We start from the raw sequence: 15,343 nt of genomic DNA, 5'->3' as shown, positions 1-15,343 counted from the left end.
GCCACGTTAGGTGGTCGCGCGCCGCGTGTCATGTCCTCGCCCGTTCGAAACGCGCCCAGAGGGCCTCGAATTGAGCGAAATCGACTGGCCCCTCCTGCAAGGGGTAAAGGACGATGGCTTCTGATGAAAGGAGCCGATCAAGCGCCGCGATCAGCGTGTCCTGCACATCACTCGGAATGTTGACAGCGCCATGTCGGTCCGCGTGGATCAGATCGCCCTCGTGGACGGTCATGCCGAACACCTGCACCGGCGTGCCGATCTCTTGGACATGCACGAAACCGTGGCTGGGACCAATCGCTCCGGCCAAGACCGGGAAGCCCTGAGGCATGTCGTCGAGGTCGCGCATGACGCCGTTGGTCACGGCACCGTTCAAGCCAAAGACCTTGTCGTGGATTTGCGCGTGGATCTCACCCCACCAAGCCCCGAAGGCGGCGTCACCATCCATATCCTCGACCACCGCAATTCCGGGTCTTGGGCCGTTTGCCATCGACCGGAAATATTCCATCCGACGCGACCGGATAACCTCGGGAGGGTCTTGCGGCGGGAGGCGTCCCGCGATGCGCGCGGTGCGCGCAAAGCCGACAATGCGGCGGTCGGACGGCGCAGACCAATGCATTGTCCGCTGCGTGAAGCCGTCAAACCCACGGCGGCCTTGGGCCACTTCGATTGCATTGCAGATCGTCGGCGTATCGTGGGTTTTCAGCCGTTCAATCAGGGCTTCATCATGATCCAGCGACCTCATCGAAATGTGTCCTCCATCGCGACAACGGCCTGCGCACAGGCGGCAGGGTCTTCCATCAAGGCATAATGACCAAGCTGCGGCAGCAGCCTGAACCGGCCGCACGGTGCGGCCTCTGCCGCGGCCTGTCCCTGCGCTGCCGGGGTCATGCGGTCTTCGGCCCCGGTCAGGATCAGGACCGGCGGCACTGCGCGCGACAGGGCCGCAATCGCGCCGGGCCGGGTCAGCGCAAGGTGTGTCTGCGCCTCGATCTCCGGGGCGGTGGCGTCGGCCATGGCAAGCAGATCGGCGCGGGCCTGATCAGGGGTGGCCCCCAGAAGCGGAGGCAGGCGTGCCCCCAGGGCAGACGCGCCGCCCATCGCCATGACATCGCGGGCAAGGTCATGCCGCCCAGCCTCCTTTGCCGGATCATCGGGAAAGGGATTCACCCCAAACAGGATGATCCGGTGCGCGGACAGCCGGTCCGCATGGTGCGCCGCAACGATCGCCCCAAGGGAGAACCCGCAAATGATGCTGCCCTCAGACTGAGACGTCAGAGCGGTCTGGTAGGCGGCGATTTCAGGGTGACACAAGGACACCGGTTTCCTACGCGCAGCGGCTATGCCCAATGCATCCAGAAACCCGCGAAAGACGTCGCCGGTACACAATGTTCCGGGCAACAGAACCCAGTCGCGGTTGCGCAGGTCGTCAATAGCCATGCTTTGCGACAGCTTGGGCCGGAGGTGCGAGCGTGTCATCGGCCAGCACGCGCACTGCGTCTTTCATACTGCGGGTCAGGTGGGCGAAATCGTTGGCTGGGGTGACAAGCTGGAACCCTTGGGTGGCACGGTCGCGGGCCTCTTCCGCCGATCCGCAGAAAATCCCCGCAGGAATGCCGCGACTGTTGGCGGCTTTGAGAACCTCGCCAAGTGCCGTTTCGGACTTTGGACGCGGGTAGCCGACATGGCCATCAAGTTCGAACGCCAGATCATTCGGACCGACGTAGACCATGTCGATCCCGCCGACGTCCAGAATCTCGTCGATCCGCCGGACCGCTTCGGCGGTCTCGATCATCGGGATGACCATGATCGTCTCATCGGCGGTGGCCACATAATCGGAACCGCCATAGAGAAAGCCGCGCGACGGCCCAAAGCTGCGTTTGCCATTTGGGGCATATCGGCAGGCCGCGACCAGTTCCGCCGCCTGTTCCGGCGTCGAGATCATCGGGCAGATGATCCCGTACGCCCCCGCGTCCAGAAGATGCATGATCTTTGCCGCATCCAGTGAAGGAACGCGCACAAGGGGCGTGGCTGGTGTTGATGAAATCGCCTGCATCATCGTCAAGGCGTCGGAAAAATCCAACATCCCATGTTGCAGATCGACCGTGACCGAATGCACGCCGCTATGGCCAACGCCCTCGGCGGAATAGCTGGACCCGATGGACAGCCAGCCGTTGACGACAGTCTTTCCGGCCTTCAGGCGCGTTCTTATCTGGTTGGGGCGCATCAGCTGGCCCGCCCATAGACGGGCAACAGCGATGCCTTGGCGACGAACCCGCTGGCATCCAGCCCCAGCCCGGCGTCCTGCGCCGCCTTGATCACCGCTGGCGCAAAGGTCGGGCGCTTGCGATGGTCGCCCGAGACAACGACGAGGATCTCGACCGGGGTGTCACCCAGCGCAGTTATCGACCGCATGATCCCGCCGGGGACAGAGTAGGTATCCCAAGCGTCCACATCGACAGAGACGTCATCGCCATCTGCGAGTTCAAGACGAAACCGGCCTTCGTGTCCGATCAGCACCATCTTGTCATCAATCGCGAAAGGCCCGACCGATTGCCCCGGCTGAAGACGCAGCCATTCGGTCGAAAAGCCGTGCGGATTGGTGATCGGAGCGCTGTGTTCACGGTTCTGGGTGATCCCGTAGCCGATGACCGGCGCGATCTGGGCACCGCCCCCCGGAGAGGCCTGATCAATAAAGCCCGGCCGGAAATCCCGGTTGTCACGGGCGACGACCCGCGACAGCATCTCTTCGCGCGACACCTCGCGCAGATCGGCCACGTCCTGATCCGGCATTGGCGGAATGCGGCCGTCCTCTGTTGGCACGTCATCGCCACGAGAGGTGTCGATCAGCCGGTTGTCGGAGGAAATGTAGAGCCCGTAGTCGGCGGCTTCGCGGATGATCTCGGGGTGGAAGATCACGCCACCGGTGTTGTCGCCCCCCAGTATCGTAAAGAGCCAGCCGTCATCCGGCCCGGAATTGGTGAAGCCGCGGAAAATCCATGTCGGCACAGAGACGATATCCCCGGCTTGGCCGACCACTTCGTTCTCGCCCTGCGATCCCCAGCGGAAGGTCCATGTCCCCCGCTGGACGATGAACACCTCGGCGGTGAAGTGGATGTGCAGGTTGTTGGTGATCCCGTTGGGCATGGCTGCCGCGCCGATGTTGAAACCGTGCGCTTCGGGCAGGTTGATGATCTGCTCATCCGACGAGGTCACACCCGGGCCGATGATCGAATAGTTCTCTTTCAGATGCGACCCGGGCTTCTTGCAGTCGATGAACGCGACCGTGCAAGACACGTAGTCATCCCGTTTCACGTGCCGCGCGTCGGCTTGTTCTTGCGTCATGGTTGCCATGCGTTTTCCTTTCGAGATTTCAGCCGTCTACCCGCTGACCGGACTTGCGGTCGAACAGGTGGAAACGGGCGCCCGGTTTGGGCGTGAGGTGACAGGGGGAATCGATGGGGGCCTCGAAATCGGCCGGGCCGCGGGCGCAAATCGACGTCTTGCCTGCGCGCAGCGTGACCAGCGTGCTGTCGCCCGTCAGCTCCAGCGCGTAAAGCTTGCCACCGATCGGCGCGGAGGCGTCTGGTGACAGCGCCAGTTCTTCGGGCCGGATGCCCAGCACAACGTCATCGCGGTCGGCAAGCGATACCGGCACCTCGATCCCTTCGGCGCGGAACTTGCCGCCCCGAACCGAGCCGTCGATCAGGTTCATCGACGGCGATCCGATAAAGCCAGCAACGAAGAGATCGGCAGGTTCGGCGTAGATCCGCTTGGGCGTGTCCAATTGCACGATCCGGCCTTCGCGCATGACCGCCACCCGGCTGGCCAGCGTCATCGCCTCCATCTGGTCGTGCGTGACATAGACCGTGGTCACGCCCAGTTCGTGATGCAGATGCTTCAACTCGGCCCGCATCGTGACGCGCAGTTTGGCGTCGAGGTTCGACAGGGGCTCATCCATCAGGAAGATCTTGGGCGTCCGGACGATGGCGCGGGCCAGAGCCACGCGCTGTCGCTGTCCGCCCGACAGTTCCGAAGGCCGCCGGTCCAGAAGAACGCCAAGTTCGACCTTGTCGGCGGTCTCCTGAACACGTTTCCTGCGCGCGGCCTTATCCATGCCGCGCAGTTTCAGCGGGTACTCGATGTTCTGGCGAACGGTCATGTGCGGATACAGGCCGTAGTTCTGGAACACCATTGCGATGTCGCGGTCCTTTGGTGGCTTGTCGTTGACCTTTTCGCCCGCGATCATCAGGTCGCCAGAGGTGATGTCCTCCAGCCCGGCGATCATCCGCATGGTTGTGGTCTTGCCGCAGCCCGAGGGGCCAAGCAGCACCAGGAATTCGCCTTCTTCAATGGTCAGGGTTTGTTTTGGAACGGCAAGAAAGTTGCCATAGCGCTTTTCGATGTCGACGAGACGGACCTCGGCCATAGGGGGTTCCTTTGTTTACTTGACCGCGCCGGCCGTCATGCCGCGCGTGAAATGTTTCTGGATTAGGAGGGCCATGATGAAGATCGGAACGGTGATCATGACGCCCGCCGCGCTCATCAATTCCCAAAGGTCGCCACGTTCGGTGCGAAAGCTGACAAGCCCCACCGGCAACGTGACCGCATCCCGACGTGAGAGGATGAGTGCGAAGAGGAACTCGTTCCATGTCAGGATGAAGCAGAAGATCGACGAGGTCAGGATGCCCGGCGCCGCCATCGGCAGGACGATGTCCTTGATCACGCGCAGGCGGGACGCCCCGTCGATCATCGCGGCCTCTTCGCTGTCGGAGGGAATTGCATCGATGAACCCTTTGATCATCCAGATCACAAAGGGTGTCACGATGGCGAGGTTGACGATGATCAGCGCGATCCGGGTATCAAGCAGGCCAAGGCTGCGGAACATCAGAAAGAAGGGCAGCACAACCACCACCGCAGGAATGAACTGCGTCGACAGGATCAGGAAGAACAGGAACTTGCGGCCACGGACCCGAAACCGGGAGAAGGAATAGGCCGCCAGTGACGCACAGGGCACGGCGATCGCAACCGTCACGGTTGCCACGATCACCGAGTTCATCACCATGCTGCCCAGGTTCCAGGGGTCCGAAAAGACGGTGACGAAGTTTTGCAGCGTCGGCGCAAAGTTCAGCGACACCGAATACGCATCGCGGGGCTGTTTGAACGCGGTGAGGAACATCCACGAGATCGGGAACAGCACCACGGTCGAGATCAGAACCAGAAGGGCGCGTTCCCCCCACCAAGCGAGAAGTCGTTTCATGCGGTTGCCATCTTTCGTTCACTGAGAAGCATGCGGACATACCAGGCCGAGATCAGCATCATGATCGCCGTCAGGATCCACGCGAGCGCCGAGGCATAGCCCATATCGAACCACTTGAAGCCGACGTTGAAGATGAAGAAGGCCATGGTTTCGGTCGAGGTGCCCGGCCCGCCGCCGGTCAGGGTCACGACCTGATCGAACATCTTGAGCGCGAAAATCGTTTTCAGAACTGCCGTGACCATCAGCACGCCGCGCATTTGCGGCAGGACGATCCCAAAGATGATGCGCAGGTTGGACGCGCCGTCGATGCGGGCGGCTTCTTCGGTTTCGCGTGGGATCGATGCCAGACCGCCAAGGCACATGAAGGTCATGTAGGGCGTCCAGTGCCAAACGTCCGTCAACACAAGGATCGCCATGGCAAGGTCGGGATCCGCCAGCCAGGGGGTGCCCTCCAGCCACGGGAAAATCGCGCCGATCCCTTTGGCCAGGACGCCAAATTCCGGGTTGAACATGAACCGGTAGCTGACGCCGATCAGGGCCGGGCTCATGGCGAAGGGAAGGATCAGAATGATCCGTGTAAAGGTGTGCATCCGGCCTTTGCGACGCAGCAACAGGGCAAGCGACATTGCAAGGATCAGGGTCAGGATGACGCTGGTGACAACAAAGATCGTGGTGACCCAGAGGGAATTCTGAAAGCCGCTTTCTGACGCGGCATGGACATAGTTTTCGACCCCGACAAAGCCTCCGGGGCGCCGCTGTTTGGTCAGGTCCCATTCCCGAAACGACGTGATGAAGGAATAGGCCAAGGGATACAACGTTGTCGCCAAGACGATCACGAAGGCCGGGACCAGTAGCAAGTAGGACAGTGTGCGCTCTTTCACGACAGGTCTCCGTGTCATGTTGCGTAAAAAAAGGGGCAGGTGCCATGCAGCCCGCCCCTTTCTGTGGGGTCAGCGGATCGCGGCGATCTCTGCGGCGGCCTTGTCGAGCGCTGCCTTGGTGTCGCTTTCCTCACCCGAGGCGAGGCTGGAAATCGCGGTTTCGAGGATTTCCGAGATGCGCGGCCAGTTGTCTCCGAAGTCGACGCCGTCAGCGGTTGCCAGTGCATCGGCCGCGGCCTGATGCATCCCGCCCCAGCGCGCATTTACATCCGGGTCGGTGAGGTTTGACATATGAACCGCCACGACTTCGCTGAGAGCGGGGTCAAGCAGCACGTCGCGCTCCAGCGCCGGGTCGGTCAGCCAACCGAGGAATTCCGCCGCCGCGCCCTTGTTGTTGGACTCGGCGGTGACGCTGAAAATCCACGTGTTGGTAAAGGTGGTTCGATCCGCACCGGCCACCGCGGGCAGGGAGGTAAAGCCGACCTGATCGGTCGTCAGTTTCGACTGTTCTGGATCGGTCAGCTGCGAGCGGACCCACCACCAGACCGGCAGCATCGCCGAATTGCCCTGCTTGAAGCTGTTGACGGCGTCCTGTTCGACAAAGACGGCTGATCCGGCCGGGGCGATCTTGTCGTTTCGCAAAAAGGCCACATACATGTCCGTTGCCGCGACGCCCGCATCAGAATTGAAGATCGGGTTGCCATCAGCATCGAACAGATCGCCGCCCTTGCCCCAGAGCAGGTTCATCCAGACCATCAGGTTCTGGCCGTTCAGCTTGCCATAGGGCAAGGCCACGCCAGCGGCATCGCTGCTGTCCTGAATGGCTTTGGCGGCTGTGACCATGTCTTCCCAGGTCTGCGGCGGCGTGACGCCCGCGGCCTCAAGAAGGTCTTTCCGATAGAACAGCAGTTGGACATGGCCGCGAACCGGCAGGCCGACAAGCTCTCCGTTCAGCATGCCGTGCCGAAGGTGTGCCTTGGGGAAGTCGCCCAGATCGGCGCCCTGCGCCGCGATTTCGTCGCCGATCGGCTGTATCAGCATCTGAAGCGACGGCACCCACTGATCCATGATCGACACGACGTCATAGTCGCCGCCCCCGGCGACCATTTCCGTGGTCAGGGCTTCTTTCATGTTGGGAAAGGGCACGTAGTCATAGACGACGTCGATCCCCGTTGCGTCTTCGAAGGCGGCCACCCGTGCCTCATGCGCTTCGAACTGGCTCGACTTCACTGCGAGCACGTTGACGGTCTGCCCGTCATAGGGGCGTCCCTCGGTGGCTTCCCAGGCGAATGCCTGCGCGCCAAAGAGCGAAGCTACGATCGCAAGGGTGCTGGTAATGGATCTCATGTCGTCCTCCCGGTTGTTTCGGCGAGAGTACGCAAAGTCAGGTCATTTCGTCAATAAGATTATCGATAATAATATCGTGGTGCGGCGACGGTGCCTGTGCTAAGGGAGTGTCAAGGCATCCAGCGGAGCACCCAAATGCCAGACTCTTTGGCCGAAGACTTGGAAAACGATATCATTTTTGGATTCTTCGCCCCGGGCGCGCGGATCATCGAAGATCGCGTGATGGAGCGTTACGATGCCAAACGACACGCGGTCCGGAACGCCTTTGCGGCGCTGGAAGCCCGGGGGTTGCTGGTCCGCAGGCCTAACCGAGGGGTCGAGGTCGTCGAGTTCACCCCTGACGAAGTCGATGCGCTGTATGATGTGAGAATCGTTCTGGAAAGCGCAGCGGCAGAGCGCACCCAACTGCCCTGTTCCGCGGACCTTATCGACCGGCTCGAAGATATTGCGCGGAGGCATGAAAAGGCCTCGAAGGAAAAGGATTTCCGCGCCGTGTTCTGGCTGAACCAAGAGTTCCACGAGGTGCAGTATTCCTGCTGCGGCAACCCGCGCCTTGCCGACCTGATCGGCAGTCACGCCCGGGCCGCGCAGCCTATTCGGGTGGTCAAATATGACGATGCGGACCACATGAAGACGATCGTGACCCAGCATTTCGACATCATCGATGCGATGCGCGGCACGTCGACCGAGGCGCTTGTCAAAGCGGTTCGTGCGCACCTTCCCGCCTCTGCCGAGGCGTATCGCACGCTTTATGAGCGTCGGTTCGGCGCGCGGGCGGCATCAGCCTGAGAGGCGCGGTTCTGGCGGGTTTGAGGAGAGGTAGAGCCGCCGGAATATTTTGAGGTGGGAGTGACCCAAGGGGTGGGCCGGAAAAGGCGTGTCCACGCGTGGACAAGGCTACCTGTGTTTGAAATCAATGGCTTACAGAGACGATTTTACGAGTCGTTAACCTTTGCACGCTTAGGGGCGCTACGTCCGGACTGTCGGTTGTGCTGGGTCACCCTTGGAACGCGACCGTCCCCCAGAGCGCCAGAAATGCCGCGCAGCCCAGGCCGAACAGCAGCATGACCGCGCCGAACACCAGCCGGGTCCAGCGCGACACGTACACGATGTCGGGCTTTTCAAAATCCACCAGAATCTTTTGCTGGCTTCCGACCATGGTGCCGTTGGTATGGTCATAGCTGCCGGCCTCGCCCCGCAGGAGTAAGCCGTCCGGGGCCGCGAACTCATAAATCGGCTGATACGAGAATTTCTGTGAGTTGACCTGACCGGCGTGGTAGATCTGCTTGACCTCAATCACGGTGCCGACAACCCACGTGCCATGTTTGAGCGCCCGCAACGCGCTGCGCAGGACGCCAAAGCCCAAGACCGCGAACAACAGCGCCAGCGCAATGCAAAACAGCATGATGACGGCAAGCACCCAGTCCGGCAGTGTGTCCATGCTGTTGCCCTTCCGCAAAGTCTATCAAAGGGGCGGTCGGTTCAGCCCCCGTGGTCGCCGCAGAAATCGCGGATCAGGGTGTATTGGTCGTCGCTGACGTTGGTGCCGATGGAATACGAGATATTGCCGTCTTCGGTCAGCCAGCGCACCTCAAATTCCTCGCCGTCCTGACATTTGCCCCAGATACTGCCGTATTCGCCGCCGTTGTAATCATCCTCCAGAAGGATCGTGTAGGCCTGTGCGGTGCTGGCAAGGGTCAGCGAGAGGGCCAAGGACGGGGCGAGGGCGGAAAACACGGCGCGGAATGTGAAAAACATGTTGGAGTCCTCTTCGATGAAAAAGTCATGCGTGGAAAAAGCGCGTTGGTGTCAGCCCGCCCACTGTCACACGGTAACGTCAGTTTGGACAGCGGCGTAGAGGGGCGGTCGTAAGAACGGCCCCGAAGATGCCTTCGGGGCCGTTAGGTTTGTCACAGCTTGGCCGGTGTCATGGCACGGGCCCCAAGCCCGCTTATTGCAGGTCCGCGCCGTAATCCGAGGCAAGCTCTGCCTCGGCCTGTGCCACGGCCGAGATCAGCGCATCGAGGATCTTGTCGCCGCCGTCTACATTCGCGCGGAACCAGTCCTGCACCGGCTTGGCGGCCTCGGCAAAGGCTGCCTTTTCGTCGGGCGAGGGGACGTAGATGTCCCCGCCGCCTTCGACGAAATCGGCATAGGCCTGGATCGCGCCGCGTTTGGGCGCGGCAAAGGTGGCCTGTTGCAGCGCATAGAAGCCGTCCACCACGACGCGCTTCATGTCGTCATCCATGCCCATGAACTTTTCATTGCTCATCCACCACAGCGCGCCCATGTAGGCGTGGCCGTCCAGCGTGACGTATTGCAGGCCCGCATCGGGGAACTTCATGCCCATGATGTCGGTGATGCCGTTTTTCGATCCGTCCACGACGCCGGTCTGGAACGAGGTGAACAGTTCCGGCCAAGGGATCGGGGTGGGGGCAGCGCCCAGAGCCTTGACCAGTTCCTGCGGCAGGTCGGCAACCACGGTGCGGATTTTCAGCCCTTCCATGTCGGCGGGCGAGGTGATGCGGCGCTTGGTATTGGCAAAGTTGCGCCAGCCGCCGGTGTTGCCGATGGTCATCAGGCGCACGGTGTTGTCGCTGTCCTCCAGCGCCATGTTGCGCATGGTGCGGACAAAATCGCCGGTCAGCACCTTTTCGGCGATGCGGTCATTGGCCATCAGGTAGGGCAGGTCGAGCACCTGCACATAGGGAAAGATGCCGGCCGCGCCGCCGGAGGTGGAGATGTAGACGTCGATGGAGCCCTCTGCCACGCCCTCGATACATTCCGCGCCGGTCGAGCACAGCTGCGTGCCCATGTAGATCTCAACCTCGATGGCGCCGTTCGAGGCGGCCTCGACGTAGTCCTTGAACACGATCAGGCCGGCGTAGTCCTCATCCGCCTCGTTCGAGTTGGCAGTGGCGACGATCTTGATCGGATCGCCATGTGCGGCGGCAAAGGCTGCGCCGCCGGTCAGGGTTGTGGCGGCGAAGGTCGCCGCGGTGAAGAGATGTTTCAGCATGAGTACCTCCCGTTAGGTGCTGTCGTTTCTGGTTACTTGGGTAGCGGTGCCGGACTGATGCAGGCCATGAAACCGGCATCTGGCGGACATTTGATGAAATCCGCCAGATAGGGGACGGTCATGGAGATCGGTGGAAAATAGGTGATCATGAAGATCACCAGAACCTCAACCGCGAGGAAGGGCAGGATCGCCCGTGCGATGGTTTCGACCTTTTCGCGGCTGACGGTGGAGGCGACAAACAGCACCAGCCCCATGGGCGGCGTGGCCAGCCCGACGGTGAGGTTGACGCTCATGATGATGGCGAAGTGGACGGGGTGGACGCCCAGTTGCACAAAGATCGGTCCAAGGATCGGGCCAAGGATGATGATGGCGGGGCCTGCGTCCAGAAACATGCCGACGATGAACAGCAGGATGTTGATGAGGAACAGCAGCACCAGCGGGTTTTCCGACAGGCCAAGGATGATGTCGGTCAGGATTTGCGGCGCGTGCGACAGCGAGACCACGGTTTTGAACGCCACCGCCGCGCCGACCAGCAGCAGGACGGCGGAGGTGGACAGGGCCGAGCGGGACAGGACCTGGCCGAGGTCGCGCAGGGTCATGGAGCGCAGGACGAGAAAGCTGATAACCAGCGCATAGGCGACGGCGACGGCGCTGGCCTCTGTCGGGGTCATGACGCCGATCAGGATACCGCCAAGGATGATGATGGGGGTTTGCAGCGGGGCGGCGGCCTTTTTGCAGATGATGCGGAAGTCAGGGTCGACGTTGCGACGCCAGTACATCATCAGCGCGTGGGCGATCACCAGCATCAGCGCGAAGACGATCCAGAGGTTCAGGCTGTGGATCTTGTCGCCGTTGTCATCGAGGCGGGCGAGGCCGAGGGGGACGGCAAGGCCTGAATAGGCGGCCATCAGCAGCCCGCCGGTGTTGAGGCGGACAAGGGCAAAGCTGACCCAGTATTCGGTTGTGCTGATGGTCTGGTTGCGGTGGACGATGCGTTCGGCCTTGGGCAGGTCGTAGCGGTCTGCCATGAGGCGCACCATGACCATCAGGCCGACCCCGACAAGGACGCCCGGCACGATGCCCGCAAGGAACAGGGCGGCGACGGATTCGCCCATGACATAGGCGTAGATGATCATGATGCCCGAAGGCGGGATGATCGGGCCGATGACGGAACTGGCGGCGGTGATCGCGGCGGCAAAGCGGCGGGTGTAGCCGTTCTTCTCCATCGCCGGGATCAGGGTGGACCCAAGGGCCGAGGTGTCGGCCACGGCGGACCCGGACAGGCCCGCAAAGAGGATCGAGGACAGGATGTTGACGTGGGCAAGGCCGCCGCGCAGGTGACCCATGATGGCTTGGCTGAACTCGACAAGGCGGATGGTGATGCCGCCGCGGTTCATCACCTCACCGGCCAGCATGAAGAAGGGCAGCGCCATCAGGGGAAAGCTGTCCATGCCGTTGTAGAGGTTGCGGTAGAGGACCGAAAGTTGGCGCGATTGGTCGTCCATCACCAGCAGGCCAAAAGGCGCGGCGAGCAGGGCAAAGACCACCGGCAGGCCGATCATGATGAGGATCAGGAAGACGGGCAGGAACCAGATCAGCATGTCAGTCGGCCCCCGCCATTTCGTCCGTGTTCAGGCGGGTCAGGCGATCGCCGCCGCCCAGAAGGGTGATGAGTTGGCGCAGGATCAGCTCGACGTTGACGAGGATCAGCAGGTTCACCCCGACCCAAAGCGCCGCGTATTGATACTGGTTGGCGAACTTGGCCTTGCACTTGCCGATCTCGATCCCGAAAGGCCAGCGCAGAGAAGAGGAACAGCCGCGACCAGAGAGGCTGTCGACGTGGTTGTTCAGGCCCTTGTCCCACGCGATGACCAGCACCCAGAGGGAGATCGCCAGCAGGACCAGCGTCAGCAGCGCGGCCAGCAGCCGGGGCAGGGCGCGTTCCAGCATGTCGATGGCGACAAACCCGCCTTGGCGGTAGGCCAGCGGGGCCATCAGGCCGACCAGCCAGAGCATCCCGAACCGCGCGCCTTCCTCTGTCCAGTTGGGCGCGTCGTTGAGCGCGTAGCGCCAGAAGATCTGGCCAAGGATCAGGCAGACCATGATCGCCAGCGCAAGCACCGCGATGACCCGGCCCACGGACAGGATGCCCGTGTTCAGCCGCTCCAGCGGCCAAAGCAGTATCAGCAGCACCGGCATGGCGCTCCTCCCAAAAGCGGGGCGTGATGCGCCCCTTGTCGTTCGGGCCGGGATCTTGATGCCCCGGTCCCCTTGTGGTGTCAGCCTTTGAGGCTGACGAAACGGCCGCCCTGAAACAGCAAGGGCAGGCCGGGCCGGAAGGCCGCGCCAAGGACGCGGCCCACGATGATCACATGATCGCCCGCGTCATGCACGGCCTCTTGGCGGCAATCGAACCGGGCAAGGCAATCGGCCATCTGCGGCACGCCGTTATCATCCGCCGCCCAGTCAAAGCCGTCAAAGGCATAGGCGTCACGGGTGAAGCCGTTGCAGATGTCCTTTTGGTGCCCGTCGAGGACGTGGATGGCGTAGTGGCGCGCATCCCGGAAAGTGGGAAAGCGCCGCGAGGCTTTCTGTGGCGACCACAGCACCAGCGGCGGGTCCAGCGACACGCTGGCAAAGCTGGACGCGGTGATCCCGACCGGCCCACGGGGGCCAGAGGCGGTCACGACGGTCACGCCGGTGGCAAAACTGCCAAGTGCGGCGCGAAAGGCGCGGGAATCCTCGCTGGGGTCAAAGGCCTGCATCGCGTGGCTCCAGTCGCCGTCCATCACGGAACCTCATGTCCCTGCGCGGCGGTATAAAGCTCGAACCACAGCGGGCGCGTCATGTCGACCTTGAAGGCGGCGGAAAAGCGTTTGATCCGCTCAATCGTGTTGGTGCCCATGACGGGCAGGATACCGGCGGGATGCGCCAGCAGCCATGCAACGGCCACAGCGGCGCGGTCGACGCCCTGATCGGCGGCGATGCGGTCCATGACCTTGGTCAGCGCGGTGTTGGAACTCATCAATGCGCCGCCGCCCAGCGGCGACCATGCCATCGGCGCGATGCCGCGTTCCTGAAGATAGGCCAGATCGCCGTTGGTGAACCCGTCAAGCGCGCTTAGGCTGAGTTCGATCTGGTTGGTGACCAGCGGAGTCTTGGTGGCCGATTGCAGCAGCGTCCAATCGTGCTGCTTGAAGTTGGACACCCCCACGGCGCGGACTTTGCCAGAGGCCACGACCGCATCCAGCGCGGCCCCGGTTTCGCGGTGGTCCATCATCGGATCGGGGCGGTGGATCAACAGCAGGTCGATCTGTTCGATCTTCATCAGGCGCAGCGAGTGATCGACCGAGGCCATGATATGCGCGCGGCTGGTGTCATAGTATTTCACCGGCGCGTCGGCGTAACGGCCCACCGGGGCGACAATATCGCACTTGGTGACGATTTCGACCTCTTGCCGCAGGTCCGGCGTCATGGCCGCGCCAAGAATTTCCTCAGCCTCATAGCCGCCGTAGATATCGGCCTGATCCAGCGTGGTGATGCCCTGTTCAAGGCAGGCGTCGATCTTGGCGCGGACATGGGCGGGGGAGGTGTCGGTATCGTCGCCCAGACGCCACATGCCATAAACGATGCGGCTAAAGCTTAGCCCCTGTTGCAGGTCTACGCGTTGCATTATTTGCGCTCTCCCACGCCAAGCGGCGTTGCCGGTGTTTCGTTTGGGACGCGGCCATATTCATGCGGCAGCGAACAGGTTTTCAGCTCTGGCATGACCAGTTTGCCGAAATATTTGCATTCATCAATGTGCGGATAGCCCGAGAAGATAAAGGCGCGAATGCCCATCTTGCGGTACTCTTCGATCTTGGACAGCACCTGATCGGCAGAGCCGACCAGCGCCGCGCCACAGCCAGAGCGTGCGCGCCCGACGCCGGTCCAGAGGTTGGGTTCGACATAGCCGAATTTATCCGCCAGTTCGCGGGCGCGGGCCTGGTGCGAGACCCCCAAAGAGCCGCTGTCATGGGCGCGGTTGCGGATCAACTGGCCGTATTCGTCATTCAGCTTGGATACGAGGCTGTCGGCATATTCGCGGGCCTCTGCCTCTGTGTCGCGGACGATCATGTGGACGCGCAACCCGTAGTCCAGCGTGCGGCCATAGCGGGCGGCCACGGCGTTCACGTCGGTCATGCGCTGGGCAAGGGTGTCCTTGGGTTCCGGCCACATCAGGTAGACGTCGCAGTGTTCGCCACACAGGTCCAGCGCGGCGGGGGAATAGCCGCCGAAGTACAGTAGCGGGCCGCCGGTCTGATAGGGTTTTGCCGGGTCGGTGGTGAGGCCTTTGAAATTGTAGATCTCACCGTCAAAGTTGATCTCGTCCTGCGTCCACGCCTGTTTGAGGATCTGCACCACCTCGCGGGAGCGTTGGTAGCGATAGCCGCTGTCTGCCGTTTCGCCGGGGAAGTCAGAGGAGATCACGTTCAGTGTCAGCCGTCCCTTCATCATGTGATCCAGCGTGGCAACGGTCCGGGCCAGCATGATCGGGTGCATCTCACCGCAGCGGATGGCGGCCAGCATGTTGATGGTGCTGGTCAGCGGGGCCATGCCCGCAACAAAGGACAGGGTGTCCTGTCCGATCTGATACGAGGACGGCGCAAGGATGTTGCGGAAACCTTGATTTTCGGCCTCCAGCACGATGTCGCGGCAATGTTCAAAGGAGGACCGCAGCGCGCCGTCGGGCACGCCAAGATAACGGTAGTCGTCCGAGCACAGGGCCGAGAACCAGCTGACCTCTGACGCGTCGAGATCGGATGAGGTGACGGGCACGACGGTCATGTCGGGGTCTCC

Annotated in this window: 17 protein-coding genes; 1 reads left to right on the top strand and 16 read right to left on the bottom strand. The window is 62.1% G+C overall.

All coding sequences use genetic code 11. The features are described from left to right. Positions 1 to 28: 28 nt before the first annotated feature. The 8 genes from VOI21_RS15000 to VOI21_RS14965 all read right to left on the bottom strand — a co-directional run bounded on the left by VOI21_RS15000 (position 29) and on the right by VOI21_RS14965 (position 7,485). The gene (locus tag VOI21_RS15000) at positions 29 to 742 is read right to left on the bottom strand and encodes an RraA family protein (RefSeq protein WP_323770746.1); all 714 of its coding nucleotides are present in this window, start codon (positions 740 to 742) and stop codon (positions 29 to 31) included. Beyond that, a complete protein-coding gene (locus VOI21_RS14995; protein WP_323770745.1) occupies positions 739 to 1,437 on the bottom strand; it encodes an alpha/beta hydrolase in 699 nt (232 codons plus the stop codon). The genes VOI21_RS15000 and VOI21_RS14995 overlap by 4 nt, the downstream gene beginning before the upstream one ends. Next, entirely contained in the window at positions 1,427 to 2,224 is a 798-nt protein-coding gene (locus tag VOI21_RS14990) for an HpcH/HpaI aldolase family protein (protein ID WP_323770744.1), read from the bottom strand. Before VOI21_RS14990 ends, VOI21_RS14995 begins: the two co-directional genes overlap by 11 nt. Next, entirely contained in the window at positions 2,224 to 3,351 is a 1,128-nt protein-coding gene (locus VOI21_RS14985; RefSeq protein ID WP_323770743.1) for a hypothetical protein, read from the bottom strand. Before VOI21_RS14985 ends, VOI21_RS14990 begins: the two co-directional genes overlap by 1 nt. 19 nt (positions 3,352 to 3,370) lie before the next feature. Further along, positions 3,371 to 4,426 (bottom strand): ABC transporter ATP-binding protein, encoded by a 1,056-nt coding sequence (locus VOI21_RS14980; RefSeq protein ID WP_323770742.1) that lies wholly within the window; start codon positions 4,424 to 4,426, stop codon positions 3,371 to 3,373. 15 nt (positions 4,427 to 4,441) lie between these two features. Beyond that, positions 4,442 to 5,257 carry a carbohydrate ABC transporter permease gene (locus VOI21_RS14975; protein ID WP_323770741.1) on the bottom strand — a complete coding sequence of 272 codons (816 nt, stop codon included), beginning with the start codon at positions 5,255 to 5,257 and terminating at the stop codon, positions 4,442 to 4,444. Then, entirely contained in the window at positions 5,254 to 6,138 is an 885-nt protein-coding gene (locus VOI21_RS14970) for a sugar ABC transporter permease (protein WP_323770740.1), read from the bottom strand. The genes VOI21_RS14975 and VOI21_RS14970 overlap by 4 nt, the downstream gene beginning before the upstream one ends. A gap of 69 nt (positions 6,139 to 6,207) precedes the next feature. Next, a complete protein-coding gene (locus tag VOI21_RS14965) occupies positions 6,208 to 7,485 on the bottom strand; it encodes a sugar ABC transporter substrate-binding protein (protein WP_323770739.1) in 1,278 nt (425 codons plus the stop codon). Positions 7,486 to 7,620: 135 nt separating this feature from the next. On the opposite strand from VOI21_RS14965, the gene VOI21_RS14960 reads away from it, so the two are divergent. Further along, on the top strand, positions 7,621 to 8,274 hold the full coding sequence (locus VOI21_RS14960) for a GntR family transcriptional regulator (RefSeq protein WP_323770738.1): 654 nt from the start codon (positions 7,621 to 7,623) through the stop codon (positions 8,272 to 8,274). A gap of 208 nt (positions 8,275 to 8,482) precedes the next feature. Here the strand turns inward: VOI21_RS14960 and VOI21_RS14955 are convergent, their stop codons facing one another. The 8 genes from VOI21_RS14955 to VOI21_RS14920 all read right to left on the bottom strand — a co-directional run bounded on the left by VOI21_RS14955 (position 8,483) and on the right by VOI21_RS14920 (position 15,331). Then, positions 8,483 to 8,926, bottom strand: a complete 444-nt coding sequence (locus tag VOI21_RS14955) for a DUF3592 domain-containing protein (RefSeq protein ID WP_323770737.1) — start codon at positions 8,924 to 8,926, stop codon at positions 8,483 to 8,485. 41 nt (positions 8,927 to 8,967) lie between these two features. Beyond that, the gene (locus tag VOI21_RS14950; protein WP_323770736.1) at positions 8,968 to 9,243 is read right to left on the bottom strand and encodes a hypothetical protein; all 276 of its coding nucleotides are present in this window, start codon (positions 9,241 to 9,243) and stop codon (positions 8,968 to 8,970) included. Positions 9,244 to 9,436: 193 nt separating this feature from the next. Then, positions 9,437 to 10,504, bottom strand: coding sequence for a TRAP transporter substrate-binding protein DctP (gene dctP, locus VOI21_RS14945; protein ID WP_323770735.1), 1,068 nt, complete (start codon positions 10,502 to 10,504; stop codon positions 9,437 to 9,439). 32 nt (positions 10,505 to 10,536) lie between these two features. Next, positions 10,537 to 12,105 (bottom strand): TRAP transporter large permease, encoded by a 1,569-nt coding sequence (locus VOI21_RS14940; RefSeq protein ID WP_323770734.1) that lies wholly within the window; start codon positions 12,103 to 12,105, stop codon positions 10,537 to 10,539. Between the two features lies 1 nt (position 12,106). Further along, positions 12,107 to 12,703: a TRAP transporter small permease gene (locus VOI21_RS14935; protein ID WP_323770733.1), complete on the bottom strand. Its 597-nt coding sequence runs from the start codon at positions 12,701 to 12,703 to the stop codon at positions 12,107 to 12,109. Positions 12,704 to 12,783: 80 nt separating this feature from the next. Then, positions 12,784 to 13,293 (bottom strand): flavin reductase family protein, encoded by a 510-nt coding sequence (locus tag VOI21_RS14930; protein ID WP_323770732.1) that lies wholly within the window; start codon positions 13,291 to 13,293, stop codon positions 12,784 to 12,786. Then, entirely contained in the window at positions 13,293 to 14,177 is an 885-nt protein-coding gene (locus VOI21_RS14925; protein WP_323770731.1) for an aldo/keto reductase, read from the bottom strand. The genes VOI21_RS14930 and VOI21_RS14925 overlap by 1 nt, the downstream gene beginning before the upstream one ends. Further along, positions 14,177 to 15,331, bottom strand: coding sequence for an LLM class flavin-dependent oxidoreductase (locus tag VOI21_RS14920; RefSeq protein ID WP_323770730.1), 1,155 nt, complete (start codon positions 15,329 to 15,331; stop codon positions 14,177 to 14,179). Before VOI21_RS14920 ends, VOI21_RS14925 begins: the two co-directional genes overlap by 1 nt. Positions 15,332 to 15,343 lie beyond the last annotated feature (12 nt).

Source organism: Antarctobacter sp., from assembly GCF_034670325.1.
Lineage (GTDB): Bacteria > Pseudomonadota > Alphaproteobacteria > Rhodobacterales > Rhodobacteraceae > Antarctobacter.
The sequence above is the reverse complement of the archived record's forward strand: the minus strand, read 5'-3'. Positions and strand labels throughout refer to the sequence as shown.

Excerpts from the sequence above, each read along its gene's own strand:
- VOI21_RS14995 (WP_323770745.1), bottom strand. The coding sequence starts at position 1,437 with ATGGCTATTGACGACCTGCGCAACCGCGACTGGGTTCTGTTGCCCGGA.
- VOI21_RS14930 (WP_323770732.1), bottom strand. The coding sequence starts at position 13,293 with ATGGACGGCGACTGGAGCCACGCGATGCAGGCCTTTGACCCCAGCGAG.
- VOI21_RS14965 (WP_323770739.1), bottom strand. The coding sequence starts at position 7,485 with ATGAGATCCATTACCAGCACCCTTGCGATCGTAGCTTCGCTCTTTGGC.
- VOI21_RS14990 (WP_323770744.1), bottom strand. The coding sequence starts at position 2,224 with ATGCGCCCCAACCAGATAAGAACGCGCCTGAAGGCCGGAAAGACTGTC.
- VOI21_RS14935 (WP_323770733.1), bottom strand. The coding sequence starts at position 12,703 with ATGCCGGTGCTGCTGATACTGCTTTGGCCGCTGGAGCGGCTGAACACG.
- VOI21_RS14985 (WP_323770743.1), bottom strand. The coding sequence starts at position 3,351 with ATGGCAACCATGACGCAAGAACAAGCCGACGCGCGGCACGTGAAACGG.
- VOI21_RS14950 (WP_323770736.1), bottom strand. The coding sequence starts at position 9,243 with ATGTTTTTCACATTCCGCGCCGTGTTTTCCGCCCTCGCCCCGTCCTTG.
- VOI21_RS14960 (WP_323770738.1), top strand. The coding sequence starts at position 7,621 with ATGCCAGACTCTTTGGCCGAAGACTTGGAAAACGATATCATTTTTGGA.
- VOI21_RS14940 (WP_323770734.1), bottom strand. The coding sequence starts at position 12,105 with ATGCTGATCTGGTTCCTGCCCGTCTTCCTGATCCTCATCATGATCGGC.
- dctP (WP_323770735.1), bottom strand. The coding sequence starts at position 10,504 with ATGCTGAAACATCTCTTCACCGCGGCGACCTTCGCCGCCACAACCCTG.
- VOI21_RS14975 (WP_323770741.1), bottom strand. The coding sequence starts at position 5,257 with ATGAAACGACTTCTCGCTTGGTGGGGGGAACGCGCCCTTCTGGTTCTG.
- VOI21_RS15000 (WP_323770746.1), bottom strand. The coding sequence starts at position 742 with ATGAGGTCGCTGGATCATGATGAAGCCCTGATTGAACGGCTGAAAACC.
- VOI21_RS14920 (WP_323770730.1), bottom strand. The coding sequence starts at position 15,331 with ATGACCGTCGTGCCCGTCACCTCATCCGATCTCGACGCGTCAGAGGTC.
- VOI21_RS14925 (WP_323770731.1), bottom strand. The coding sequence starts at position 14,177 with ATGCAACGCGTAGACCTGCAACAGGGGCTAAGCTTTAGCCGCATCGTT.
- VOI21_RS14980 (WP_323770742.1), bottom strand. The coding sequence starts at position 4,426 with ATGGCCGAGGTCCGTCTCGTCGACATCGAAAAGCGCTATGGCAACTTT.
- VOI21_RS14955 (WP_323770737.1), bottom strand. The coding sequence starts at position 8,926 with ATGGACACACTGCCGGACTGGGTGCTTGCCGTCATCATGCTGTTTTGC.